The sequence below is a fragment of the Pseudooceanicola nanhaiensis DSM 18065 genome, from assembly GCF_000688295.1.
GTDB classification, from domain to species: domain Bacteria; phylum Pseudomonadota; class Alphaproteobacteria; order Rhodobacterales; family Rhodobacteraceae; genus Pseudooceanicola; species Pseudooceanicola nanhaiensis.
On the sequence record NZ_JHZF01000013.1, the window covers coordinates 1,081,903 to 1,106,309 of the forward strand.

Here is a 24,407-nt window from a genome sequence, read left to right on the forward strand (position 1 = left end):
GCGTGGCTAGAGCGGCACCGGCATCATGGTGCCCTGCAGAAGGGCCACGGTCTTCGCCCTGTCGCCGGTCATCGCCACGACCTCGGCGGTGACAACCGAAAGCGACCGGCCCGCGCGGATCAGGTGGCCGGTCGCGACCAGCTCGTCGCCCATGGCCGGGGCGAGCAGGTTGATCTTGATCTCGACGGTGACGACCTCGTGCCCCGCGGGCGCGCGGGTGAGGGCCGCGTAGCCCGCCGCCGTGTCGCCGATGGTGAAGGACAGGCCCGCGTGGCCGAAGCCCTGCTGCTGGCGGCTGCCGGGCAGGATCGGGGCCCGGATCTCGACCCGGCCCTCCGCAACCTCGGTCAGGCGGGCGCCGAGCGTGGCCAGCATGGGCGAGGCGTCGAAGCTGGTGCGGATGCGGGTGAAGAGGGGGTCGGTCATCCGGCGATCTTACGGGGTGCGGGGCGCGCGGCAAGGGGATGTGTGCCCCGCCGTCCCGTCGCTGACGCGCAGGGCGGTGATGGCGGAGGGGCGTGCAGGAGGCGCAGCCTGCGGGGGGGGGCGCGCCGGCGCGGCGTCGTCCCGGGCGCCGAGCGCCTCCGAGGGGCACGCCAGGCTTGAGCCCGGCCCACGGGCGCCGGCGGGCGCTGCAAGGACCGGAGAGGCCACGCTACCGCGGCATGGGGATCGCGCGCGGGATCGGGCCGGTGAGGATCGCCAGCGCGCCCGGCTCCATCAGGCTGCAGAGCGCCGGGTCGCGGGAGCGGAGCCCGCCCGTGTAGGCGCCGTAGGCCGGCAGGATCAGGCGCGTCGCGTCCAGCAGGAAGCAGGGCCGCGTGATGCTGCGCCCCCGGGCCGAGAGGCTGGCCTTCGGATGGTAATGGCCCGAGACCTCGCCCGACGCGCCCTCCGCCGCGATGTGGCGGAAGGTCAAGGGGCCCAGCGTCAGCTCGGCCCGGTGTTCGCCGCCGAGCGCCAGCGGCCCCGGGTCGTGGTTGCCCTCGACCCAGATCCAGCGCCGGCCGGCCTGCAGCCGCGTGATCCAGAGCACCTCTTCCTCGGACAGCGACATCGCGGCGGCGGGATCGTCGAAACTGTCCCCGAGGCAGAGCACCTGCGCCGCGCCCGTCGCCTCGATATCCGCCTCGAGCCGCGACAGCGTCTCGCGCGTCTCGTAGGGCGGCAGCTGGAGGCCGGAGCGCCGGGCGATCCGCTCGGACTTGCCGAGGTGCAGGTCCGAGACCACGAGCAGGCCGGCCTCGGGCCAGTGGAGCGCGCCGGACCCGAGCGCCTGCAGCCGGGCGCCCGCGAAGGTGAAGGAATGGGTGTTCATGCTTCGTTCAATGCCGCGCCGGGCGCCCGGTGGCAAGGGGGCGCCGCCCCGCGCGTGGCGTCACTTCTTGCCGACGTTCTCCGCGAAGGCCTGATCGAACTGCGCCGTCTTCGCCGCATCCGCCTCGGTCTGGTGGGCGTCGCGCCAGGCGTCGTAGGGCATGCCGTAGAACGCCTCGCGCCCCTCGTCCTTGGTCATCTCGATGCCGCGCGCGTTGGCGGCCTCCTGATACCAGCGCGACAGGCAGTTGCGGCAGAAGCCGGCCAGGTTCATCAGGTCGATGTTCTGCACGTCCGGGCGCTTTTCCATGAGATGCGCGCGCAGGGTGCGGAAGGCGGCGGCTTCAAGCTCGATCCGGGTCTGGTCGTCGATCTGGGGCATGGCGGGTCTCCTCGGGATACCTCCGCAATCTAGGCGTTGCGGCGGCAGGACGAAAGGGGCGGGCGGCGACACATCCCTGATCCTTGCCGCAGCGGGATTGCCGGGCGGACCGGCCCGGTCCCAGATCGGCGCAGACGCCCGAGGAGCCCGCAGATGACCGACCTCTCCACCCCCGCGCCCGTCACGCCCTACGCGGGCCTTGCCTACACGCCGCGCCGGTTCCGTTTCGACCCTGCGGCGGAGGACCGGATGATGCGGGTCTGCGGGTCTGACGCGGCGCTGTTCGGCGGCATGGTCGATCCCGCCGCCTTCATCCCGCACGCGATCCGCGAAAGCGCGCTGAACGGGGTGCGCGAGAACGGCGGGGTCAACATGCTGCAGGTGGTGCGGATGGAGAGCCCGCTGGCGCTGGACGAGGAGATCACGGTCTCGGGCGGCATCACCTCGGTCACCGAGGCCCCGCGCGGCATGATCACCACGGCCGAGACCTTCTACCACGGCGCGGACGGGCGGCTCGGGATGGCGCTGCGCAGGGTCGCGCTGAAGACCGACCCCGCGCGCGCCGCCGACCCGGCCCTGCGCGGCGCGGGAGCGCGTCCGGCGCCGCTGATCGACGATCCGGAGGCGCTGGACCCTCTGGGCGCGGTGGCGCTGACCCCGGAGGACGTGAAGACCTATTCGGCCGGCACCGCCAACCTGTTGCATGTCGATCCGGAGGCGGCCGCCCGTGCGGGCTACCGCGCGCCCATCGTCGGCGGATCACAGGGCGTGCGCTACATGACCGCCGCCCTCTGGCGGGAAGGGGCGCCCGGGCGGGTCGAGCTCGACATCCGGTTCCGGCGCCCGATCTTCTGGGATGACGCGTTCGAGGTCCGGGCGGAGGGCGAAAAGGGCGCCCGGAGCGCCCTTTGCCTGTCACGCGGACCGAAGGTCCTGATGGAGATGCGCGTGCGCCGTCAGGAGGCGAGCTGAGTCAACGCCGCACGCATCAGGCCCGCGGTCTCGTTCAGACGCTCCGACATCCGGGCCGTCGGCCCCTCGACCGACAGGACGAGCATGTCGCCGGCCGCCTGGTGACGCACCTGCTGCGCCACCGAGGCCGTGCCCGGCCCGATCCCCGGCCCGGTGAACCGGCCCTGGCGCCGGCCCTCGGCCAGCCGCGCGGCATAGTCGGAAGGGTCGATCGCGGTGGTGTTGCGCGGCCGCTCGGCGTTGATCCGGCCGATCAGGCGCTTCAGCTCCTTCTCGTCCGACATCGCCAGCAGCGCCATGCCCGGCGCCGAGCGCGAGACGCAATGCTGTTCGCCCGGCATCGGCACCGCGGGGTTCCGGCCGCCGTCGGCGACATAGATGACCTGCACGCTCAGCTCGTTCCGGCGGGCCAGCAGCACCGTCTCTCCCACGACGTTCGCCAGCGATTCGGCAAGGCTCACCAGCGTGCCGCGGCGGATCAGCGAGGGATCCACCCAGGAGCCCAGCAGGCCCGTGCGGCGGGTCAGGCGGTAGGCGCGGGTCTCGCGGTCGTGCTGGAGGTAGCCCATGGCCACCATCGACCGCAGCAGCGCCGAGGTGCTGGAAGCGGGATAGTTCAGGGCCGCGGCCACTTCCGAGCCGCTGACGTCGCGGCGGACATGGTCGATGAATTCGAGGATCTGGATGGTCCGGGCCGCGGATTTGACCACGGAGTCAGGAATCTCTGTTCTGTAGGACGGTGGCTCTACGGGTGTGCCACCGGCGCCGGGGTGTGCGCTGGTATAGGTCACGATGCTCCTCCTTCATCGCTGGGACTGCGCGTGTCGCTCCCGGGCGTCCGCGCCTCGATTTGCGGAATTCGATACCGCATGTAGGAATTAAGAACCTCGCTTACCGGTGAGTCAAGTTTCTATTTGCCGCCCGGCAAGTAAGTGCCGTATCCCCATCTGTTGCCGGCGAGGTTGGGTTTGACCTTCGGGCAGGCGCGGATAACCTTCGCCGCGGACACCCGGCGGAGACGAGGACACACCCATGACGACAGCGACACGGAAAGGCCGGATCGAGGATCGGCGACTGATCACCGGGCAGGGCCGCTATGCCGACGACATGGCCGAGCCGGGCGCGCTGGTGGCGGTGTTCCTGCGTGCGACCCTGGCCTCCGCGCGGCTCATCTCGCTCGACACCTCGGCCGCGAAGGAGATGCCGGGCGTCGCCGCGGTCCTCACCGCCGCCGAGCTCGAGGCCGACGGAATCGGCCCGGTGCAGGCGCCGATCAAGCTCAAGGGCCCGGACGGCACCGACTGGAGCGCGACGCCCCGCCATCTGCTGGTCACCGACCGTGTGCGCCATATCGGTGAACCGCTCGCCATGGTGATCGCCGGGACCCGGGCCCAGGCGATGGACGCCGCCGAGGCGATCGAGGCCGAGCTCGAGGAGCTGGGCGCCGTGACCAGCGTCGACGAGGCCAGCGACGAGGGCGCGCCGCTGGTGCATGACGACCGGCCGGGCAACCTCGGCGCGGAATGGGAACGCGGCGACTGGGCCGCTGTCCGCGCCGCATTGGAGGCCGCGCCGCACCGGGTGCACGCCTCGGTCCCCGTGACCCGCGTCACCGCCGTCGCGATGGAGCCGCGCACCGCGCTGGCGCGCCCCGAGGGCGAGCGCCTCGCGCTCTACGCAAGCCACCAGAACCCGGTCGCCATGCGCGCGGCGCTCGCCCATTTCCTGACGATGGAGCCCGAGTCCGTGCGCTGCGTCGCGGGCGATGTCGGCGGCGCCTTCGGCATGAAATCGGGACCGCTCCGCGAGGAGATGCTGGTCTTCTGGGCCGCCCGCCGCCTCGGCCAGGCTGTCCGCTGGCGCGCCGACCGGGGCGAGGATTTCCTCTCCGACGAGGCCGGCCGAGGGATGGAGATCGAGGTCGAGCTGGGGCTCGACACCGATGGCACGATCCTCGCCCAGGGCGTCACGATGAAGCTGAACATCGGGGCCTATGCCACCGGACGCTCGCTCTCGCCGATCATCAATTTCGGCGGCGTTGCGGGGGTCTACCGCACGCCGCTCATCGCCGGCCGGGTCGAGGCCTGGCTGACGCATCTCGTGCCGGTCGCCGCCTATCGCGGCGCGGGCCGGCCCGAGGCGACCTATGCGATCGAGATGGCGCTCGACCAGGCCGCGCGCGAGATCGGCATGGACCGCGTCGAGCTGCGCCGGAAGAACCTGATCCCCGCGGCGGCGATGCCGTGGAAATCGCCCTTCATGTTCGACTACGATTCGGGCGATTTCGCGCAGGTGCTCGACACCGGCCTCGCGCGCGCCGATCACGCGGGCTACGCCGCGCGCAAGGCCGCCTCCGAGGCGCGGGGCCGGATCCGCGGCTTCGGGCTCGCGCTCTGCATCGAGACGGCGGGCGGGCTCTGGGGCCAGCCCGGGCGCGACTTCGCCGATGTCTCGATCAATGCGGACGGCACGGTGACCCTGGGCGGCGGCGGCTTCTCGGCCGGGCAGGGGCTGGAGACGCTGCTCTCCGATCTCGCGGCCGAGGGGCTCGAGCTGCCGGTGGACCGCGTCAGCTATCACCAGGGCGACACCGCGCGGATGGAACGCGGCGGCGGCATGGGCGGCTCGGGCGCGACGATCAAGGTCGGCTCGGCGGTGCGCGACGCGGTGGCCAAGGTGCTGGCGCAGGCGAAGGAGCTGGCCTCCGACCGGCTCGAGGCGGACGCGGCTGACATCGAATACGCGGCGGGCCGGTTCCGCGTGGCGGGCACCGACGTGGAGGTCGAGCTGACCGAGATCGCCCGCACCGCCGCCGAGCGCGGCACGCCGCTGCTCGGACGCGGCGAGTTCCACACCGACGGCCCCACCTTCCCGAACGGCTGCCACGTCTGCGAGGTCGAGATCGACCCCGAGACCGGCCATGTGAAGATCGACCGCTACACCGGGGTCGAGGATATCGGCCGGGTGATGCAGCCCCAGATGGCCGAGGGCCAGGTCCAGGGCGGGGTGGCCCAGGCCCTGGGCCAGATCTTCCTCGAAGAGATGCGCTACACCCCCCGCGACGGCCAGCTCCTCACCGGGAGCTTCATGGACTACGCCATGCCGCGCGCGGCCGACCTGCCGTGGCTGATGACGGATTTCGCCAACGTGCCGACCGAAAAGAACCCGCTCGGCGTGAAGGGCGTGGGCGAGGCCGGATCCGTCGGCGGGCTGGCCGCGGGCATGTCGGCCGTGCTCGACGCGCTGGCGCAGGCCGGGGTCGAGACGTTCGACATGCCCGCGACGCCGGGCCGGGTCTGGGAAGCGCTGCAGGCGGCGCAGGGCTGACGGAGAGGGGGACGGGGGGCCAGCCCCCCGTCGGCCTGCGGCCGACTCCCCCCGGGATATTTCCGGCAAGAGGAAGCAGGCGACCGGTCCTGTCTTCCTCTTGCCGGAAATATCCCCGCCGGAGGCAGACGCGATTTGGCCGCGCCAAATCGCAAGATATCGCGTGCGGCCCGTTTGCGGGCCGCTCCGCTGGAACGGGGCCGGGTCAGCGGAGGATCGCCATGAACTTCGGCCAGGCGCCGGGATCCTGCACGGTCTTGTCGCGGCAGAACGGGTTGCAGAAGCCGAAGACACGGCCCTGCATCTCCATGAAATCCGTCACCGGCTTGCCGGAATAGGGGCAGGCGTCGTTTTCGGAGGGACCCGTCTCCACCGCCCGGGCGGGGATCGGTGCGGGGCCGGGCCAGTCTCCGCGCGGCAGGTCGAGGCGGTAGGGCTCGGGCGCGTAGGAGACGGTGAGCCCCATGGCCCGCCAGCGGCGGAAGGCCGGATCCGACAGAGCCCGCGCGACATACTCCTGCGCGACGCTGCCGACCGGCAGGCCGTAGCCCGCGATCCGCGCCGCGACCGGGGCGTAGAAGACATCCGCCAGCGAGTATGCCCCGAAGAGCCAGTCGCCGCCGTGGCGCTCCAGCGCGAGGGTCCAGAGCGTCTCGATCCGGGCGAGGTCGGCCTTCACGTCCGCGGAGGGCTCGAAGCCCTCGTAGCGGCCGAAGAGCTGCATCGGGCAATCGCCGCGCAGGGCGCCGAAGCCCGCATGCATCTCGGCCGCGATCCAGCGCGCCAGCGCCCGCGCCTCGGGCACCTCGGGCCAGAGCCCCGCTTCCGGATGGCGCTCCGCGAGCGTCTCGGCCATCGCCATCGTGTCGCCCACCACGATCCCGTCGGGCGTGCGCATCACGGGCACCAGCCGCGCGGGGGCGAGCGGCGCGAGGTCCTCGGCCAGGCGGCCGCTGTAGAGCCCCGTGAGGTGAACCCGGTGCGTCAGGCCGAACTTCTCGAACATCAGCCAGCCGCGGAGCGACCAGCTCGAGAAGGTCCGGTCGCCGATGTAGAGGTCATAGGTCATCGCGTCGTCTCCGCTGTCTCGGCGCAGATTACGCGTCGGCGCGGCGTCGGGCGAAACGAATAATGCTGCCGGAGCCCATCACGGCAGGTGATTGATCCGGCCCAGCGTCCAGCCCGTGCCGTCCCAGCTGAGCTCGGTCACCGAGAGGTTGTCGATCTTCTGCCCGATCACTTCCCGCGCGGGCTGGCCGGTGGCGACCGCGACCTGCGCCAGGATCACGCCGATATGCGCCACCGCCACGATGTCCCGCCCCGGATGCGCCCGCATCAGGCGCGCGACCGCGGCCGAGGTGCGTGCGGTCAGCTCCGTCCAGCTTTCGCCGGCCGGCGGGCGGGTCTCCCCGGGGTCGGTCCAGAAGGCGCGGGAGAGCTCCGGGTGGGTCTCGGTGATCTCGGCCGAGGTCTTCAGCTCCCAGTCGCCGAAGGACATCTCGCGCAGGTCGCGGTCGTGCGGCAGGCGCTGCCTGTCCCCGCAGATCGCATCGGCGGTGGCGACCGAACGGACGAGGTCCGACGAGATCACCAGCGCCCCGGCCGGAAGATGCGCCGAGAGCCGGGCCACCTGCGCCGTGTCGCCGAGGTCGGCGGGCAGATCGGACCAGCCGACCATGCCCCTGGCATGGGTCGGGCCGTGTCGCACCCAGTGAAACCGCATCAGATCTCTCCCTTCAGCACGTTCGGCAGCCCGGCGACCACGTGAACCACCCGGTCCGCCTGCGCCGCGAGGCGGATGTTGAGCCGGCCCTGCGCGTCGCGGAAGCGCCGGGCCAGCGCGTTGTCGGGCACGATGCCCTGCCCGACCTCGTTGCTGACCACGGTGACCTGCGCCGGGCTGGCCGCGAGCGCCGCGAGGAAGCCGTCGACGGCCGGCTCGGTCTCCATCTCGTTCAGCATCAGGTTGCTGAGCCACATGGTCGCGCAATCGACGAGCACTGCCCGATCCGCAGGCAGTCCGCGAAGCGCGGCGGCCGGATCGAGCGGGGTTTCGACGGTTTCCCACCCGGCCCCGCGACCTTTTCGGTGGGCCGCGATCTTGGTGCTCATCTCGTCGTCGAGCGCCTGCGCCGTCGCCACGTAAATCATTGGCAGGCCGAGGGTTTTCACGTGCCCTTCAGCCCAGGCAGACTTGCCAGAAGCTGCGCCGCCCAGCACCAAAGTCAAGGATCCATTCATTTTTCTTTTACCCAGACGTGAACCCAATCGGGATCTCAAACGTATAGACCTTGTAAGAAAGTCATAGCGAGGCGCAAGCAATGCGCCGTTCATACCTCAAGGCACCGGAGCTGCGAGGCGGACAACGACCGGGGAGGCCTCATGCCGCTGGATCGAACCATTGAATCCTCACTGTCGCGCAAGGCGATGAAGGCGGAACTTCTGGACGCCGAGACCGAGCTGACGCTCGCCTTCGCCTGGCGGGATCAACGGGACGAGGCCGCGCTGCATCGCCTGGTCACAGCCTACATGCGGCTGGCGATCTCGATGGCCTCGAAATACCGGCGCTACGGCGCCTCGATGAACGACCTGATCCAGGAAGCGGGGCTGGGCCTGATGAAGGCTGCCGACAAGTTCGACCCGGATCGGGGGGTCCGCTTCTCGACCTACGCGGTGTGGTGGATCAAGGCCTCGATCCAGGATTACGTCATGCGGAACTGGTCGATGGTCCGGACCGGCTCCACCTCTTCCCAGAAATCGCTGTTCTTCAACATGCGCCGGGTGCAGGCGCGGCTCGAGCGCGAGGCGATCTCGCGCGGGGAGGCGCTGGACGGGCACCAGCTGCGCCAGATGATCGCGACCGAGGTCGGCGTGCCCCTGCGCGACGTCGAGATGATGGAAGGCCGGCTTTCGGGCACCGATTTCTCGCTCAACGCGACGCAATCGGTCGACGAGGAAGGCCGCGAATGGATCGAGGCGCTGGAGGACGACAGCGCCCAGGCCGAGGAGCTGGTCGGCGAGGATCACGACCGCCGCGCCCTGCGCGAATGGCTGGTCGAGGCGATGGCCGGGCTCAACGATCGCGAGCGCCTGATCGTGCGGGAGCGCAAGCTGCGCGACGATCCGCGGACGCTCGAGTCGCTCGGCCAGCAGCTGGGGCTTTCCAAGGAACGGGTGCGCCAGCTCGAGGCGGCGGCGTTCAAGAAGATGCGCCGGCGGCTCGAGGCCACGGGCGGCGAGGCCGAGGCGCTGTTGCACTGACCCCCCTGCGCTTGCTCCCGGCCCCGCGCTTGCTCCCGGAAGGTGGCTCGCCTAGTGTCCCCGCTTGAAAGAGCGGGGATTTCTCTATGCTGGCGAACAAGCGGATCTTGCTGATCATCGGCGGCGGCATCGCCGCCTACAAGACCCCCGACCTGATCCGGCGCCTGCGGGAACGCGGCGCCCGGGTAACCCCGGTGCTGACCCGCGCGGGCTCGGAATTCGTGACGCCCCTGACCGTGGCCGCGGTGGCGGGAGAGCGGGTGCATGACCAGCTTTTCGACCTGACGACGGAAGCCGAGATGGGGCATATCCAGCTCTCCCGCTCGGCCGACCTGATCGTGGTGGCCCCGGCGACGGCGGACCTGATGTCGAAGATGGCGGGGGGCGCGGCGGACGACCTGGCCTCCACGCTGCTCCTGGCGACCGACACGCCGGTGCTCCTGGCCCCCGCGATGAACGTCCGGATGTGGGACCACCCTGCCACGCAGCGCAACCTTGCGACGCTGAAGGCGGACGGGATCCTCTTCACCGGGCCGAACGAGGGCGACATGGCCTGCGGCGAATACGGGCCGGGGCGCATGTCGGAACCGCTCGAGATCGTCGCGGCGGCGGAGCGGTTCTTCGCGGAGGGTCCGCTGAGCGGCAAGCGCGTGGTGGTGACCTCCGGCCCGACCCATGAGCCGATCGACCCGGTGCGCTACATCGCCAACCGCTCCTCCGGCGCGCAGGGGACCGCGATCGCGCGGGCGCTCGCCGCTCTCGGGGCCGAGGTCGTCTTCGTTACCGGCCCCGCGAGCGTGCCGCCGCCCGAGGGTGTGCAGGTGGTGAAGGTCGAGACCGCGCGCGAGATGAAGGAGGCGGTCGAGGCCGCACTGCCCGCGGATGCGGCGATCTTCGCGGCGGCGGTGGCGGACTGGCGCGTGCGCTCGGCTTCCGGCTCGAAGATCAAGAAGGTGAAGGGCACCCTGCCCACGCTCGAATTCGACGAGAACCCGGACATCCTGGCCACGGTCAGCCAGATGGAGACCGGGCGCCCGGCGCTTGTCGTGGGCTTTGCCGCCGAAACGGACGACGTGGTGGCCCATGCGACGGCCAAGCGCGCGCGGAAGGGCTGCGACTGGATCCTCGCCAACGACGTGCGCCCCGAGACGGGGATCATGGGCGGGGCCGAGAATGCCGTGGTGCTGATCTCGGAACAGGGGGCCGAGGACTGGCCCCGGATGGGCAAGGAGGCCGTCGCCGAGAAGCTGGCGGCGCGCGTTGCCGAGGCGCTCCGGCAGGGACGATGAGACGTGAACAAGGTGAAGGGGCGGGCGTGGTCGAGATTGCCATTCTGAGGCTCGAAGGGCACGACGACAGGATCGCGCTGCCGTTTCATGCGACGGCCGGCGCGGCGGGTGCCGACATCCGCGCGAATTTCCCTGACGGCGCGCGCGAGGGCCTCGTGCTGGAACCGGGCGCGCGGGCGCTGGTGCCGACCGGGCTGGCGATGGCCATTCCCGACGGATTCGAGGTGCAGGTCCGGCCCCGCTCCGGCCTGGCGCTGAAACACGGGATCACGCTGGTGAACACGCCCGGCACCATCGACAGCGATTACCGCGGCCCCATCGGCATCCTGCTCGTGAACCTCGGGGCCGAGCCGTTCCGCGTGACCCATGGCGAGCGGATCGCGCAGCTGGTCGTGGCGCCGGTGACGAAGGGCAGCTACGTGCTGGCCGAGACACTGGACGAGACGGTGCGCGGCCACGGCGGCTTCGGCTCCACCGGGCGCGGCTGATGCTGACGGTCCTCTTCCTCGCGGCGGTCTTCTGGTTCGGCGGCGCGTGGCTCGGTGTGGCGCGCGGACCGCGGTATGCGGTGCTCGCGGTGCTCTTCGGCTTCGCGGTGCTGGCGCAGGTGGTCCTGCCGGACGGCCATGCGATCCGCCAGATGACCGGCGGCACGCTGGCCCGCTGGCTGATGTTCTTCGGCTTCGTTGCCATCGTGCTGCTCTACCGGGCCGGCCTCGGGAAGCTCCGCCGCCGGGCGCAGGGAGGGGGGGCGGCAGAGGATCCCGGCACCGCGCCGCGGGCGGGCGGGTTCCGTGACGTGGAGCTTGAGCGCTACGCCCGCCACATCGTGCTGCGCGAACTCGGCGGGCCCGGACAGAAGCGGCTCAGGGACGCGCGGGTGCTGGTGATCGGGGCCGGCGGCCTCGGCTCCCCGGCGCTGCTCTACCTCGGCGCCGCCGGGGTGGGCACGGTCGGGGTGATCGACGATGACGTGGTCGAGAACACCAACCTGCAGCGGCAGGTGATCCACATGGACGCGGCGCTCGGCCGGCCCAAGGTCTTCTCGGCCGAGGCGACGGTGAAGGCCCAGAACCCGCATGTCACCGTGAAGCCCTACAACCGGCGTCTGACCGAGGACATCGCCGCCGGGCTCTTCGCGGAATACGACGTCATCCTCGACGGCACGGACGATTTCGCGACCCGCTACCTTGCGAACCGGGTGGCGGTCGCGCAGGGCAAGCCGCTGGTCTCGGGCGCGCTGTCGCAATGGGAGGGGCAGGTGAGCGTCTTCGACCCGGCCCGCGGCGCGCCCTGCTACCAGTGCATCTTCCCCGAGGCGCCCGCGCCGGGGCTGGCCCCGACCTGCGCCGAGGCGGGGGTGCTGGGGCCGCTGCCGGGGGTCGTGGGCGCGATGATGGCGGTGGAGGCGGTGAAGGTCATCACCGGCGCCGGTGCGCCGCTCAGGGGCGAGATGCTGATCTATGATGCGCTCTGGGGCGAGACACGCAAAATTGCACTGAAGCGGCGGGCGGATTGCCCCGTCTGCGGGGTGGCGCAGGCCGAGGCGCGGCCCTAGTCTCCGGGTCCAAAGGAGACATTCCATGACCAATCCCCTGCTGGACGACTGGACGGGCCCGCACGGCCTCGCCCCCTTCGACGCGATCTCGGACGAGGATTTCGCGCCCGCCCTCGAAACCGCGCTGACCCTGCACAAGGCCGAGGTGGCGGCGATCGCCGCGAACCCCGACGCGCCCACCTTCGAGAACACCGTCGAGGCGCTGGAAACCTCGGGCAAGGCGCTCGACAAGGTGGTCTCGGCCTTCTTCGCGGTGGCGGGCGCCGACAGCACCCCGCGGCGGGAGGAACTTCAGCGTGAGTTCTCGCCCAAGCTCGCGGCGCATGCGGCCGAGATCTCGTCCAACGTGGATCTCTTCGCGCGGATCTCGGAGCTCTGGAACCGCCGCGAGGATCTCGAGCTGAACGCCGATCAGGATCGCCTGCTCTATCTCTCGCACCGGGGGTTCGTGCGGTCCGGCGCGGCGCTCGTCGGCGAACAGGCCGAGCGGATGAAGGAGATCAAGGGCCGCCTTGCCACGCTCGGCACGGCCTTCACGCAGAACCTGCTGGCCGACGAACGCGCGTGGTTCATGGAGCTGAGCGAGGCCGACCTCGAAGGGCTGCCGGGCTTCGTCGTGGACGCCGCCCGCGCGGCGGGCGAGGAGAAGGGCGTGGACGGCCCGGCGGTGACCCTGTCGCGGTCGCTGATCACGCCGTTCCTGCAGTTCTCGCCGCGTCGCGACCTGCGCGAGAAGGCCTTTGCCGCATGGGCCGCGCGGGGCGCCAACGGCGGGAAGACCGACAACCGCGACATCGCGCGCGAGATCCTAGAGTTGCGGCAGGAGCGGGCCCAGCTGCTGGGCTACGGGAATTTCGCCGAATACAAGCTCGAGACCGAGATGGCGGGATCGCCGGAGCGGGTGCGCGAGCTGCTGATGGCGGTCTGGGAGCCGGCGAAGGCGCAGGCGCTCAAGGACCAGGCCCTGCTCGAGGAGATGATGCACGAGGACGGCGTGAACGGCGATCTCGAGGCCTGGGACTGGCGCTATTACGCGGAGAAGCGGCGCAAGGCCGAGCATGACCTCGACGAGGCGGCGCTGAAGCCCTACCTCCAGCTCGACCGGATGATCGAGGCCGCGTTCGACTGCGCGAACCGGCTGTTCGGGCTGGAGTTCACGCCGCTGGACGTGCCCCTCTACCACCCGGACTGCCGGGCCTGGGAGGTCTCCCGCCGGGGCGAGGTCATCGCGGTCTTCATCGGCGATTACTTCGCGCGCGGCTCGAAGCGGTCGGGCGCCTGGTGCTCGGCCATGCGGCAGCAGGCGAAACTGCCCGAGACGCAGATCCCCATCGTCTTCAACGTCTGCAACTTCGCGAAACCGCCCAAGGGCCAGCCCGCTCTGCTGTCCTACGACGACGCGCGGACGCTGTTCCACGAGTTCGGCCATGCGCTGCACCAGATGCTCTCGGACGTGACCTATGAACGCGTCTCGGGCACCTCGGTGGCGCGGGACTTCGTGGAACTTCCGAGCCAGCTCTACGAGCACTGGCTGGAGGTGCCGGAGGTGCTTCAGAAATACGCGACCCACGTGGAAACCGGCGAGCCGATGCCGCAGGCGATGCTGGAGAAGGTGCTTGAGGCCGCGAATTTCGACCAGGGCTTCCAGACGGTGGAATACGTGGCCTCGGCGCTGGTGGACCTCGAGTTCCACGACGGCGCGCCGCCCGCGGATCCGATGGCGAAGCAGCGCGAGGTGCTTGAGACGCTCGGGATGCCGAAGGCCATCATCATGCGCCACGCGACGCCGCATTTCGCCCATGTCTTCAGCGGGGACGGCTATTCCTCGGGGTATTACAGCTACATGTGGTCCGAGGTGATGGACGCCGACGCCTTCGAGGCCTTCGAGGAAGCCGGCAGCGCCTTTGATCCGGAGGTCGCGGCGCGGCTCGAGGAATTCATCCTCTCGAAGGGCGGGTCCGAGGAAGCCGACGTGCTCTACGAGAAGTTCCGCGGCCGGCTGCCGGGGGTGGAGGCGCTGCTGAAGGGGCGCGGGCTCGACAAGGTGGCCTGAGGGGACGGGGCGCGCGGGCGCCCTCCCCGCCGCCTGCGGTCAGTGGTGCGCGGCGGGGTCCGCCCCCGCGCGTCCCTGCACCCGGGCGATCGCGCGGATCTCCATCAGCCCGCCCGGCACCAGAAGCTCGGCCACGCCTATGGCGGTCCATGCCGGGTAGGGCGGCCTGATGTAGCGGTCCTTGGACCGGGTGAAGGCCGCCATGTGGGTGGCCATGTCCACGTGGTAGGTGGTGATCTCGACAAGGTCGGCGAGCGTCGCGCCCGCGTGGTGGAGGATGGCGCTCAGCGCCTCGAAGGCGGTGTCGAACTGCGCCTCCGGATCGCGCACGGCCTGAAGGGCGATGGTTTCGTAGGTCGCGGCAGAGGCCTCCGCCCCGGCCAGGGCGCCGGAGGGCAGTTCCCCGTCCGGGCTGGTGCCGATGATGCCGGAGACGAAGACATGGCCGTTCGAGATCACGGCCGGCGCGAAGTGCCAATTGTCGTAGGTGGCCTGCAGTGCGGGCGGGATGATGCGGACGGGGTCAGTCACGGGCCGGGCCTCCGGGTCGGGGATGTTTCGGCCCTCACCCTAGGGGATGCGGCGGCGCGGGCAATATCGGTGGGGGTGGGGCGTGCTCTGCACGCCCCTTCCGTTCAGGACAGCAGGCGCCTTGCAATCACCTGCGCCTGGATCTCCGCCGCACCTTCAAAGATGTTGAGGATCCGCGCGTCGCAGAGGATCCGGCTGATCGCGTATTCCAGCGCGAAGCCGTTGCCGCCGTGGATCTGCAGCGCGTTGTCGGCCGCCGCCCAGGCCACCCGGGCGCCCAGCAGTTTCGCCATCCCGGCCTCGAGGTCGCAGCGGCGGTCGTGGTCCTTCTCGTAGGCCGCGAAATAGGTGAGCTGGCGCGCCACCATGATCTCGACCGCCATCATCGCAAGCTTGCCCGACACCCGCGGGAAGTTCACGATCGCCTGCCCGAAGGCCTTCCGGTCGAGCGCGTATTGCATGCCGGTGTCGAGCGCCGCCTGCGCGACCCCGATGGCGCGGGCCGCGGTCTGGATCCGGGCGCTTTCGAAGGTCTGCATGAGCTGGCGGAAGCCCTGGCCCTCGACGCCGCCCAGAAGGTTCTCGCCCTTCACGTGGAAATTGTCGAAGCCGAGCTCGTATTCCTTCATGCCGCGGTAGCCCAGCACCTCGATCTCGCCGCCGGTCATGCCTTCGGAGGGGAAGGGATCGGCGTCGGTGCCCGGCGTCTTTTCGGCCAGGAACATCGACAGGCCGGTGTGATCGGTCGTCTCGGGATTGGTCCGGGCCAGCACGGTCATCACGTGGGTCCGCGCGGCATGGGTGATCCAGGTCTTGTTGCCGGTGATCCGGTAATCCCCGTCCTCGCCCTTGACCGCGCGGGTGCGCAGCGCCGCGAGGTCGGAGCCGGTGTTGGGTTCGGTGAAGACGGCCGTGGGCAGGATCTCTCCGCTCGCGATCTTGGGCAGCCAGTGCGATTTCTGCTCGTCCGTGCCGCCGCAGAGGATCAGCTCGGCCGCGATCTCGGACCGGGTGGCCAGGGAGCCGACACCGATGTAGCCGCGCGACAGCTCTTCGGAGACCACGACCATCGACGCTTTCGACAGCCCGAACCCGCCGAGGTTCTCGGGGATCGTCAGGCCGAAGACGCCCATCTCGGACAGGTCCTCGATGACCTCCATCGGGATCAGCTCGTCCTTCAGGTGCCATTCGTGGGCGCGGGGTTCGACCTTGTCGACCGCGTAGCGGCGGAACTGGTCGCGGATCATCTCGAGCTCTTCGTCGAGACCCGAGGCGCCGAACATCGTCGCGCCCTGCTGTTCGACCATCAGCTCGGCCAGGCGCGCGCGCGCGGCCTGCGTGTTGGCCTTCCGGATCAGCGTCGTCACGGCATCGGAGGCAAGCGGCTCCGCATCGGCGGGCGCGAGGCCGAGGTCGGGCAGGCGGACGATCTCGTTCTGGGACATCTGGATGCCGCCGGCGATCTGGGCGAGGTATTCGCCGAAGGCGATCTGGTGCAGCAGCTGCTCGAGCTCGCCGAACCGGCCCTCGCCGGACATACGCTCGGCCCATTTCTGCATCTGGCGCAGGGATTCGACGTAGGTGGCCAGCCAGGCCAGCCCGTGGGTGGCGGCCTGGTTCGCCTCGACCGCCTTGGCCGAGACCCGGGTGCCGTCGCCGAGCGTCTCCTTCTGGAGCGCGATGGCGCGCTCGAGGATCGCCTCGGCCGGGCTCAGCGCGGCCGCGGTGAGTGCCAGAAGATCGGGGAGGAGGACCTCTCCCGCGCCCGTCAGATCCTGTCCGTCATGCGCCATTGAATCACACCTTTCTCTGTTCGCCCCCGGATAGCCATTTCGCAGGTGCAGCGCAACAAAAAGACCCTGCCGCAGGGTGTCGCATGCCAGATATTGCGCAGCGATTTTTGCTGTGGCGGAGGCGGGGCGCTTTGGCTAGAGCCGATGCCATGGACACGATCACCAGCCTCATGTCGCCGGAGGTGTTTCTCCTCTGCCTCGCCGTCGCCGCCTTCGCGGGCGTCATCAAGGGGATGGTCGGTTTCGCCATGCCGATGATCCTCGTCTCGGGCCTGGGCTCCATCGTCGGGCCCGAACTGGCGCTGGCCGGGCTGATCCTGCCAACGGTGATGACCAACGGATGGCAGGCGCTCCGGCAGGGGCCGGCGGCCGCCTGGGAGAGCGTGAAGCGCTTCCGGGTGTTCCTGCTGATCGGCTTCGTCATGCTGATGACCTCGGCCCAGCTGGTGCGGGTGATGCCGGAAGAGCTGATGCTGCTGCTGATCGGCGTGCCGATCACGATCTTCGCGCTGACCCAGTTGATGGGCAAGGCGCTGGTGCTGCCCTCGGCCTCGCTGAAGGTCGAGGCGGGGATCGGCGCCTTCGCCGGGTTCGTCGGCGGGTTTTCCGGGGTCTGGGGGCCGCCGACGGTGGCCTATCTGACCGCGCTCAACACGCCCAAGGCCGAACAGATGCGGGTTCAGGGCGTGATCTATGGCCTCGGCGCGGTGGCGCTGGTTGCGGCGCATGTCGCCTCGGGGGTCTTCAACCGCGAGACGGCGCAATTCTCGGCCGCGCTGCTGATCCCGGCCGGGATCGGGATGTTCATCGGGCTGAAGGTGCAGGATCGGGTGGATCAGGCGACCTTCCGCAAGGCGACGCTGGCGGTCCTGTTCATCGCCGGGCTCAACCTGGTGCGGCGCGCGGTGATGTAGCCAGATCGGATCCCGGTCGCAAGAAAACCGGGCGGCAGGGCCGCCCGGTCTCAGGTCTCAAGTCTCGGGACGCGAGTCGCGCTTATTTCACGCGGAGCTCACGGTCCATCGCCACTTCTTCCGAAGAGTCGTAACGGAAGTCGCTCGCGGCTTCGATTTCCTCTTCGGTGAGGTTCTGCAGCTGCAGTTTCTCTTCGTCGAGGTTCATCGCGATCCGATCGAAGGGAACGGCGACGGCGTTCTGACCGAGCCCGAGGAAGCCACCTTCCTCGATCACCAGCAGGAGCTGGCCGTCACGTTCGATCAGCGCTTCCGGCTCGCCGAGGTCTTCACCATCGGCACCGATGACTTCCATGTCGAGCAGGTCACCGACGAGGATCATCTGACCCTCGGTTTCCGGCATCTGCTGCTCGCCTTCGGCCTGCGCCTGCTGCTGCTCGGCATCGCCACCGGCCTGCGCCTGCTGGTTCTGGCGTGCTTCGCGCTCTTCCGCGGTCTCGAAGGTCACGGTCGCTTCGCCGATCTGGGCGATCTCGACGGTGGGCTCCTGCGTGAAGCTGACCGAGACGTTCGGCTCGCTGCCACGGAACTCGACCTGCGGCTCTGCCGATGCGATCGACACCCGCGGTTCGCCTTCCGGCTCCACGAACTCGATCTGCGGTTCGTTCGAGGCCACGTCGACATCGCCGCCGCGGTTCATCTCGTCCTGGTCGCCGGCTTCCATGTCCTCGGCCATCTGCGGCTCACCCGGCTGCGCCTCTTCGCCTTCGCTGGTCACGCCGAGATCGACCCGAAGCTCGGGGTCCGCCTGGCGTACGGTGACGCGGGGCTCGCCCTGCGTGACCTCGATCTGCGGGTTGGCGCTGGCGACCTCGACCATCGGCTCGTCGGTCTGCACGAAGATGCGCGGTGCCGGCACTTCGACCCGGACGACGATCTCGGGGATCTGGACGTCCACGGTGGGCTGCGGCTGTTCGACCTGGATGCGGGCAGCCTGTTCCTGGACCGACACCTCGGGCTGCGCCTTGCGGACCGTCACCTGCGGTGCGTCGACTTGCACGTCGACTTCCGGCTCGGGCACCATGACGGCGGCCTGGCCTTCGATCGTCGCCTGTTCCTCGAGCTCGACGCGTTCGGTCACTTCGTCGGAGGTCTCGGTCTGGGCCGTGTCGCGGTCCTCCACCTGGTCCGCCGAGGCGAGCGTCTCTTCGGCCTGCATGCAGGCGTCCGGATCGTCGTTGTTGAGCGCCTCGAGGATCATCTCGCTGTGATCGTCGGGCACGGAGTTGTTGCGATCACGAATTTCCTGGGCGAGCGACTGGCAGGCCTCGTTCAGGTTCGGGATCACGTTGCGGTCCAGGTTGATGTTGGTGGCTGCGGATGCGCCACCGGCCACGGCGAGGCTCATCGCGGTGCCGAGAAGAATGGTGCTGCGCTTGCTGTTCATGGAGAAATCCCCTTGTTGGTTGCGGGGACTCAAGGGGTTCCCCTCCCGTGATGTTCCCGGGAGGTTTTCACGATTAACTTATGACAAGATAGGGTTGACGCCGGCGGTACACGCCCCATTTGCGCGGGGGCCGGGGCGTCAGCTCAGCAGGTCGGGGCCGTCGCACATCTTCTTCGATATCGGCGACATCTCCTTGGGAACGACCGTGAAATCCTGCCGCAGTACGATCTCTCCGTCGATCTCGACCGCCATGCTCCAGGTGCCCGGCTGAACCTCGTAGGGATCGTCGAAATCGAACTGGGTCATGCTGGTGGCGCTGCCGTCCAGCGTGATCGCGTAGCTTTCGCGTGCGATCGGGGGGCTGCCGAAGGGCGGATGGGTGATGATCACCCGGCCCATGCGGAGGCCTTCGTCCCCGGCGAGGCGGAAGCGCATCCCGAAGCCGAGCCCCAGTTCGCCCGGCACGACATCGGTGCGGAAGTCGACCGGCGGGTCGCCGTCGATGAGGTCGATGAAGCCGCGCTCGGTGTCGGGCGCCTCGACCTGGCCTGAGGGTTCGTCGGGGCAGAAGATACCGAATTCCAGCAGTTCGACCCGGGGCGAAACGAAATTGCCGGTCTGCCCGAGGGCAGGACCGGCAATCAAGAGAGCGATGATCGCGAGCGGGCGCATCACCCGATGGCGGCCGCTTTCACGTCGTCGTCGATATAGGGCACGTATTGCTCGAAGTTGTTCGCGAACATGGCGACCAGCTTCTGTGCCTGCGCGTCGTAGGCCGCCGGGTCGTCCCAGGTGCGGCGCGGATCCAGCAGGACCTCGGCGACGCCCGGCACGGCGACGGGCACGTCGAAACCGAAGTTCGGGTCCTTGCGGAACTCGACCTCGTTCAGCGAGCCGTCGAGCGCCGCGGTCAGCAGCGCGCGGGTGGCCTTGATCGGCATCCGGGAGCCGGTGCCGTAGGCGCCGCCGGTCCAGCCGGTGTTCACCAGCCAGCAGGTGGCGCCGTGCTTGGCGATCTTGGCGCGCAGCAGGTTGCCGTAGACCTCGGGGCGCATCGGCATGAAGGGGGCGCCGAAGCAGGTCGAGAAGGTGGGCTCGGGCTCGGTCACGCCGCGCTCGGTCCCGGCGACCTTCGAGGTGAAGCCCGACAGGAAGTGGTACATCGCCTGCGCAGGCGTCAGCCGGGCGATCGGGGGCAGGACCCCGAAGGCGTCGCAGGTCAGCATGATGACGTTCTTCGGATGCCCGCCGAGCGCGGTTTCCGAGGCGTTCGAGATGTAGTCGAGCGGATAGGCCGCCCGCATGTTGGCGGTGAGCGAGTCGTCGTCGAAATCGAGCTCGAAGGTCTCGGGATCGAAGACCATGTTCTCGATCACGGTGCCGAACTTCTCGGTGGTCGCGTAGATCTCGGGCTCGGCCTCGGCGCTCAGGTTGATCGTCTTGGCGTAGCAGCCGCCCTCGAAGTTGAAGGTGCCGCGGTCGGACCAGCCGTGCTCGTCGTCACCGATGAGCGTGCGGTTCGGATCGGCCGAGAGGGTCGTCTTGCCGGTGCCCGACAGGCCGAAGAAGACGGCGGTGTCGACCGGGTTGCCCTGCGCGTGGTTGGCCGAGCAGTGCATCGGCATGATGCCCTTCTCGGGCAGCAGGTAGTTCAGCAGGGTGAAGACCGACTTCTTGTTCTCGCCCGCGTATTCCGTGCCGCCGATCAGGATCAGCTTCTTGTCGAAGTTGAGCGCGATGACGGTGTCGGTGCGGCAGTCGTGCTTCGCGGGGTCGGCCTTGAAGCTCGGGCAGTTGATGATGGTGAAATCCGCCTCGTAGCCTTCGAGCTCGGCCAGTTCGGGCCGGCGCAGCAGGTGGCGGATGAACAGGTTGTGCCAGGCCAGTTCCGACACGACGCGGACGTTGATCGCATGCGCCGGGTCGGCACCGCCGATCAGGTCCTGCACGTAGTATTTCTTGCCCTTCATGTGGGCGACCATGTCGGCGTAGAGGGCATCGAAGCCCTCGGGCGACATCTCGGCGTTGTTCTCCCACCAGATCTTGTCGGCGACGGCGGGCGTCTTGACCACGTGCTTGTCCTTGGGGGACCGGCCCGTGTACTTGCCGGTGGTCACCAGCAGCGCACCGCCCTTGCCCAGGGTGCCCTCACCGTTGCCGAGGGCGGCTTCGACCAGCGCAGGCTCCCTGAGGTTGTAATAGACATCTCCGAGCCCGTCGATCCCCTGGTCCTCGAGGCGGAATTTCGGGTTCACCCGTCCAAATGCCATATTGCAATGCTCCTCTGGCCGCGTCGCTGCGGCAGTCTTCGTGACGTGCCGGAAGGCAGTGCTATGTCTGTGCATGCAGCCCCGACAGGGCGGCTCTTAACACGAGGTCAGCGGGATGGAACAGGACGCTTTGGCGCAGTTAGCGCAACCACGTCGGGTTTATCGCAAACACCCGCCGAGCGGGGTCGATCGTGCTGCAGTGCGGCGTGGAAATTAAGGCCGTCCTAAGACATTTTCGCCACATTTCCGGCGACTTCCATTTGGCGATTCGCGTTTGGGGATTGATCGGGCGATCTAAATATGCGGATAGTCTGGAGAAAATCCAAAAAAACATAAAAAACCTGAGCAGAACGAAGGACAACGGACATGTCGAAGATCGCCCTTGTGGACGATGACAGGAACATCCTGACATCGGTCGCGATGACGCTCGAGGCCGAAGGCTTCGACGTCGAGACCTACAATGACGGGCAGGCCGCACTGGACGCCTTCAACAAGAAGCTGCCCGACATGGCCGTCCTTGACATAAAGATGCCACGAATGGACGGGATGGACCTGCTGCAGCGGCTCCGTCAGAAGACCTCGATGCCGGTTATCTTCCTGACCTCCAAGGATGACGAGATCGACGAGGTTCTGGGTCTGCGCATGGGGGCGGACGACTACGTCAAGAAACCCTTCAGCCAGCGGCTGCTGGTCGAACGGATCCGCGCGCTTCTGCGCCGGCAGGATGCGGTCGCCGGCGAGATCGTGGGCGACACGGAAGAGACCAAGGTGATGGAACGCGGCGAGCTGCGGATGGACCCGCTGCGCCATTCGGTGGCGTGGAAGGGGCAGGATGTCTCGCTCACGGTGACCGAGTTCCTGCTGCTCCAGGCCCTCGCGCAGCGTCCCGGCTTCGTGAAGAGCCGCGACCAGCTGATGGACGTGGCCTATGACGATCAGGTCTACGTGGACGACCGCACCATCGACAGCCACATCAAGCGCCTGCGCAAGAAGATGCGCACGGTCGATCCGGATTTCTCCGCGATTGAGACGCTTTACGGCATCGGCTACAGATACAACGAAGAGTAAATGGCTCTCGTCGAAGGGATCAGCTTGCGCGACACGGCGCCTGACAAGAGCGGCGACGTCGTTCTTGGCGACGACTTCGTCGCGCCGAACTCCGTCGTCGACGAGGAACTCCGCGAACATCGTGAGCGGCGCGGCTTCTTCTCACTCAAGCGCTCGCCGCTCACCCGCAAGATCATCGTCTTCAACCTGATCGCGCTGAACGTCCTCGTGGCGGGCATTCTCTATCTCAACGCCTCCCGCGACAGCCTCGCCCTGCAGCGCGGCAACGCGCTGGCGAACGAGGTCGAGCTGGTCGCCGATGTCTTCGAGGTCAGCGTCGCGGCGACCTCCGGGGTCGAGGCGGGCGCGCTCGCCGACGTGGCGCAGACCCTCGCCGGGCTGGACCTGCGCGACGGGGTGGAGCTGTACGTCTTCGACACCGGCGGCGCGATGGTGGGCAAGGCGACCGGCTCCGGCTTCGAGGGTGCGCAGGGCGTCCCGGCGGCCGATGACCGGCGCACGATCCTGACCGACCTGCTGACCTCCGTCTGGGACGGGGCGACGGCCGTCTTCTCGTCCGGCCGGCGCGAGGTCACGCCGGCGCCGCTCGCCGATCAGGTCCGGGACATGGTCGCGCAGAACCCCGACCGTCCGAGCGAGGTGAAGATGGGCCGCGCCGAGGATGGCGCCTTCTTCGCCGTGACCGCGCCGATCCTGCGCGACGGCACGCCGATCGGCACCGTGGCCCTCGTGTCGGGCGCGGGCGAGATCGACGCCATGGTCCGCAGCGAGCGGGAGCGCGTGCTGCAGATGTTCGTGATCGCCACGCTGGTGTCGATCGGGCTGAGCCTCGTGCTCGCCTCGACCATCGCCAACCCGCTGGCCGACCTGGCCGCCGCCGCCGAGGTGGGGCGCGACCGGGACCACAAGCGGATGTCGCCCTCGCGCGTGCGGATCCCCGACCTCACCGCGCGGCCCGACGAGATCGGGCGGCTCTCCGGCGCGCTGCGCGGCATGGTCTCGGCGCTTTACGACCGGATCGACGCGAACGAACAATTCGCCGCGGACGTGGCGCACGAGATCAAGAACCCGCTGGCCTCGCTCCGCTCGGCCGTCGGGTCCCTGCGGATGGTGAAGAAGGAAGAGCACCGGGCGAAGCTCCTCGACGTGATCGAACACGACGTGCGGCGGCTCGACCGGCTGGTCTCGGACATCTCCAACGCCTCGCGGCTCGACAGCGAGCTGGTGAAGGAGGAAGAAGAGGAATTCGACCTGCTCGTCATGCTGGGCAACCTGAACGAATACCTCGGCCAGCAGGCGGGCGAGAAGGGCATCGACTTCATCTCGGACCTGCCGAAGAACCAGATCATCATGCGCGGGCTCGAGGCGCGGCTGGCGCAGGTCTTCGTCAACCTCATCACCAACGCGATCTCGTTCTGCGAAGAGGGCGACGCGATCCGCGTCTGGGCCCGGCGCCGCGAGAACCGCGTGCTGATCGTCGTGGAGGACACCGGACCGGGCATCCCCGACCAGGCGCTGACCAAGGTGTTCAAGCGCTTCTACTCGCACCGGCCCGACACCGATTTCGGCAACAACTCGGGCCTGGGCCTCGCGATCTCGAAGCAGATCGTCGAAGCCCATGGCGGCGTGATCTGGGCCGAGAACATCCGTCCGACCGACGCCGACATCACCTCGGACCCGCTGGGCGCGCGGTTCGTCGTCGGCCTCCCGGTCTGAGCCTTGCCCGCCGCCGCGGAGGGCGACGGGCCTGACCCCATCTCCGAGGGCGGAGCGGCGACCATCCATGCCTCGGCCGTGGCGCTCGACGGGAGCGGCCTTCTGATCCTCGGCGCGGCGGGCAGCGGCAAGTCGGCGCTGGCGCTTGAGCTGATGGCCCGGGGCGCCCGGCTCGTGTCCGACGACCAGGTTGCGCTCTCGGTCGAGGGGGGGCGGCTGATCGCACGCGCGCCCGCCGCGATCCGCGGCCGGATCGAGGCGCGCTTCGTCGGCATCCTGAACGCGGAAACGATCCCCGGGGCAGAGGTCGCGCTGGCCGTCGATCTTGACCGCGCGGAAACGGACCGTCTCCCGCCGCGGCGCAGCAAGAAACTGCTGGGCGTTACCTTCCCGTTACTTCACAATGCCGCCATCCCGTCTTTCCCCGCGGCGATTCTTCAGTATCTCAAGGCCGGTCGAAGCGACTGAGTCACCGAGACCAAGCCAACCCGCGGCGCGCGCCGCTCCCT

23 protein-coding genes are annotated in these 24,407 nt (G+C 69.1%); 11 read left to right on the top strand and 12 right to left on the bottom strand.

Features of this window, described 5'->3' with window-relative positions; genetic code table 11:
- Positions 1–6 precede the first annotated feature (6 nt).
- The 3 genes from Q344_RS24120 to Q344_RS0115335 form a co-directional block, all read right to left on the bottom strand.
- Positions 7–426, bottom strand: coding sequence for a PaaI family thioesterase (locus tag Q344_RS24120; RefSeq protein ID WP_036539305.1), 420 nt, complete (start codon positions 424–426; stop codon positions 7–9).
- Between the two features lie 229 nt (positions 427–655).
- A complete protein-coding gene (gene pdeM, locus Q344_RS0115330) occupies positions 656–1,318 on the bottom strand; it encodes a ligase-associated DNA damage response endonuclease PdeM (protein ID WP_028287520.1) in 663 nt (220 codons plus the stop codon).
- Between the two features lie 60 nt (positions 1,319–1,378).
- Entirely contained in the window at positions 1,379–1,699 is a 321-nt protein-coding gene (locus Q344_RS0115335) for a DUF1244 domain-containing protein (RefSeq protein WP_036539307.1), read from the bottom strand.
- A gap of 153 nt (positions 1,700–1,852) precedes the next feature.
- Here Q344_RS0115335 and Q344_RS0115340 point away from each other — a divergent pair, with 153 nt between their 5' ends.
- On the top strand, positions 1,853–2,671 hold the full coding sequence (locus tag Q344_RS0115340) for a MaoC/PaaZ C-terminal domain-containing protein (protein WP_028287522.1): 819 nt from the start codon (positions 1,853–1,855) through the stop codon (positions 2,669–2,671).
- Here the strand turns inward: Q344_RS0115340 and Q344_RS24125 are convergent.
- Complete coding sequence (locus tag Q344_RS24125) at positions 2,656–3,381, bottom strand: IclR family transcriptional regulator (RefSeq protein WP_051630668.1); 726 nt, start codon at positions 3,379–3,381, stop codon at positions 2,656–2,658. The genes Q344_RS0115340 and Q344_RS24125 overlap by 16 nt on opposite strands.
- Positions 3,382–3,703: 322 nt before the next feature.
- Between Q344_RS24125 and Q344_RS0115350 the strand changes: the two genes are divergently transcribed.
- Positions 3,704–5,998 carry a xanthine dehydrogenase family protein molybdopterin-binding subunit gene (locus Q344_RS0115350; RefSeq protein ID WP_028287523.1) on the top strand — a complete coding sequence of 765 codons (2,295 nt, stop codon included), beginning with the start codon at positions 3,704–3,706 and terminating at the stop codon, positions 5,996–5,998.
- A gap of 205 nt (positions 5,999–6,203) precedes the next feature.
- On the opposite strand, the gene Q344_RS0115355 is transcribed toward Q344_RS0115350, so the two are convergent.
- From Q344_RS0115355 to cobU, 3 genes are all read right to left on the bottom strand, one after another.
- Positions 6,204–7,067 (bottom strand): glutathione S-transferase, encoded by an 864-nt coding sequence (locus Q344_RS0115355; protein ID WP_028287524.1) that lies wholly within the window; start codon positions 7,065–7,067, stop codon positions 6,204–6,206.
- 78 nt (positions 7,068–7,145) lie between these two features.
- On the bottom strand, positions 7,146–7,721 hold the full coding sequence (locus Q344_RS0115360; protein ID WP_084178437.1) for a histidine phosphatase family protein: 576 nt from the start codon (positions 7,719–7,721) through the stop codon (positions 7,146–7,148).
- The gene (gene cobU, locus Q344_RS0115365; RefSeq protein ID WP_028287526.1) at positions 7,721–8,239 is read right to left on the bottom strand and encodes a bifunctional adenosylcobinamide kinase/adenosylcobinamide-phosphate guanylyltransferase; all 519 of its coding nucleotides are present in this window, start codon (positions 8,237–8,239) and stop codon (positions 7,721–7,723) included. Before cobU ends, Q344_RS0115360 begins: the two co-directional genes overlap by 1 nt.
- Before the next feature lie 141 nt (positions 8,240–8,380).
- On the opposite strand from cobU, the gene Q344_RS0115370 reads away from it, so the two are divergent.
- The 5 genes from Q344_RS0115370 (at position 8,381) to Q344_RS0115390 (ending at position 14,159) form a co-directional block, all read left to right on the top strand.
- Positions 8,381–9,259: an RNA polymerase factor sigma-32 gene (locus tag Q344_RS0115370; protein WP_028287527.1), complete on the top strand. Its 879-nt coding sequence runs from the start codon at positions 8,381–8,383 to the stop codon at positions 9,257–9,259.
- Between the two features lie 86 nt (positions 9,260–9,345).
- Entirely contained in the window at positions 9,346–10,548 is a 1,203-nt protein-coding gene (gene coaBC, locus Q344_RS0115375; protein WP_028287528.1) for a bifunctional phosphopantothenoylcysteine decarboxylase/phosphopantothenate--cysteine ligase CoaBC, read from the top strand.
- Positions 10,545–11,036, top strand: a complete 492-nt coding sequence (gene dut / locus Q344_RS0115380; protein WP_370284164.1) for a dUTP diphosphatase — start codon at positions 10,545–10,547, stop codon at positions 11,034–11,036. Before coaBC ends, dut begins: the two co-directional genes overlap by 4 nt.
- On the top strand, positions 11,036–12,106 hold the full coding sequence (locus Q344_RS0115385) for a HesA/MoeB/ThiF family protein (RefSeq protein WP_028287530.1): 1,071 nt from the start codon (positions 11,036–11,038) through the stop codon (positions 12,104–12,106). Before dut ends, Q344_RS0115385 begins: the two co-directional genes overlap by 1 nt.
- A gap of 25 nt (positions 12,107–12,131) precedes the next feature.
- Positions 12,132–14,159: a M3 family metallopeptidase gene (locus Q344_RS0115390; RefSeq protein WP_028287531.1), complete on the top strand. Its 2,028-nt coding sequence runs from the start codon at positions 12,132–12,134 to the stop codon at positions 14,157–14,159.
- A 39-nt stretch (positions 14,160–14,198) separates the two neighbouring features.
- Here Q344_RS0115390 and Q344_RS0115395 read toward each other — a convergent pair whose 3' ends face one another.
- On the bottom strand, positions 14,199–14,690 hold the full coding sequence (locus tag Q344_RS0115395) for a RidA family protein (protein ID WP_028287532.1): 492 nt from the start codon (positions 14,688–14,690) through the stop codon (positions 14,199–14,201).
- Between the two features lie 104 nt (positions 14,691–14,794).
- Positions 14,795–16,483, bottom strand: coding sequence for an acyl-CoA dehydrogenase family protein (locus tag Q344_RS0115400; protein WP_028287533.1), 1,689 nt, complete (start codon positions 16,481–16,483; stop codon positions 14,795–14,797).
- A gap of 149 nt (positions 16,484–16,632) precedes the next feature.
- On the opposite strand from Q344_RS0115400, the gene Q344_RS0115405 reads away from it, so the two are divergent.
- On the top strand, positions 16,633–17,397 hold the full coding sequence (locus Q344_RS0115405) for a sulfite exporter TauE/SafE family protein (protein WP_028287534.1): 765 nt from the start codon (positions 16,633–16,635) through the stop codon (positions 17,395–17,397).
- 82 nt (positions 17,398–17,479) lie between these two features.
- Here the strand turns inward: Q344_RS0115405 and Q344_RS25185 are convergent, their stop codons facing one another.
- From Q344_RS25185 to Q344_RS0115420, 3 genes are all read right to left on the bottom strand, one after another.
- Positions 17,480–18,844: a PRC-barrel domain-containing protein gene (locus tag Q344_RS25185; RefSeq protein WP_028287535.1), complete on the bottom strand. Its 1,365-nt coding sequence runs from the start codon at positions 18,842–18,844 to the stop codon at positions 17,480–17,482.
- Between the two features lie 138 nt (positions 18,845–18,982).
- On the bottom strand, positions 18,983–19,516 hold the full coding sequence (locus tag Q344_RS0115415) for a DUF3859 domain-containing protein (protein WP_028287536.1): 534 nt from the start codon (positions 19,514–19,516) through the stop codon (positions 18,983–18,985).
- A complete protein-coding gene (locus tag Q344_RS0115420) occupies positions 19,516–21,114 on the bottom strand; it encodes a phosphoenolpyruvate carboxykinase (RefSeq protein ID WP_028287537.1) in 1,599 nt (532 codons plus the stop codon). Before Q344_RS0115420 ends, Q344_RS0115415 begins: the two co-directional genes overlap by 1 nt.
- Before the next feature lie 366 nt (positions 21,115–21,480).
- On the opposite strand from Q344_RS0115420, the gene Q344_RS0115425 reads away from it, so the two are divergent.
- From Q344_RS0115425 to Q344_RS0115435, 3 genes are all read left to right on the top strand, one after another.
- Positions 21,481–22,182 carry a response regulator transcription factor gene (locus tag Q344_RS0115425; RefSeq protein WP_028287538.1) on the top strand — a complete coding sequence of 234 codons (702 nt, stop codon included), beginning with the start codon at positions 21,481–21,483 and terminating at the stop codon, positions 22,180–22,182.
- Positions 22,183–23,898, top strand: coding sequence for a sensor histidine kinase (locus Q344_RS0115430; protein ID WP_028287539.1), 1,716 nt, complete (start codon positions 22,183–22,185; stop codon positions 23,896–23,898).
- Positions 23,899–23,976: 78 nt separating this feature from the next.
- Positions 23,977–24,366 carry an HPr kinase/phosphorylase gene (locus Q344_RS0115435; RefSeq protein WP_229669196.1) on the top strand — a complete coding sequence of 130 codons (390 nt, stop codon included), beginning with the start codon at positions 23,977–23,979 and terminating at the stop codon, positions 24,364–24,366.
- Positions 24,367–24,407 lie beyond the last annotated feature (41 nt).